Below are 658 nucleotides of genomic sequence, written 5' to 3' on the forward strand. Positions count from 1 at the left end.
CCTGTCTTCAGCGTTGCAACACCTTAAAATTTTTCTCGATTATTTGATATAATTCTGCCTGCTCATCGTCCATCTTTAGAAGCCTTGACTTAGTATGTTTTGAATCAGGAAGGGTGTAAGTAATTTGATAAATATTATGTGTTAGCTCTGCTGCTCTCTTTAGGGATATCTTCGATTTTTCTTGGTATAGCAGCCTTTCCAGCTCCTTGTAAATACTGTAAGCAGTAAATGAGATGCAGATATGAGCTTCGATTCGGTGACGTAACCGGTGGTAAATTGGACGGATTCGCAAGTCTGTTTTTGACATTCTAAAGGCTTTCTCTATATGCCATAGATTCTTGTAATTTTCTACAACAAGCTTATCTGATAATTCTGTATTGGTTACATATCCTTTAAGTCCGTCCCAGGCATTGTCTTGCCAAAATTTTTCATAATCGATTTCAATGGTCACCTCCCCCTGCATTCTTAAATATTTATTGTAGCCTTTATTGTTGATGTTAGATTTGGTGAGCTTTCCAGATTTAATCCGTTTTTCCAGGCGCTGCAATCCTCTTTTACGATTGTGTTCATCTTTTGCCGCCCTACTATTGGCATAGGTAATGATCAGGCGAGTCTTATCCTTCTTTGGTATTTGGATCATCTGACCATCGATAAGCTT

At 38.1% G+C, this 658-nt stretch carries 1 protein-coding gene; it reads right to left on the reverse strand.

The window, feature by feature from the left end; translation table 11 throughout:
• Positions 1-7: 7 nt before the first annotated feature.
• The coding region (locus RM545_RS17485) for an IS1634 family transposase (RefSeq protein ID WP_311496572.1) at positions 8-658 on the reverse strand (651 nt) is incomplete at its 5' end.

Origin of the sequence: Autumnicola lenta (genome assembly GCF_031846515.1) — a bacterium.
GTDB classification, from domain to species: domain Bacteria; phylum Bacteroidota; class Bacteroidia; order Flavobacteriales; family Flavobacteriaceae; genus Autumnicola; species Autumnicola lenta.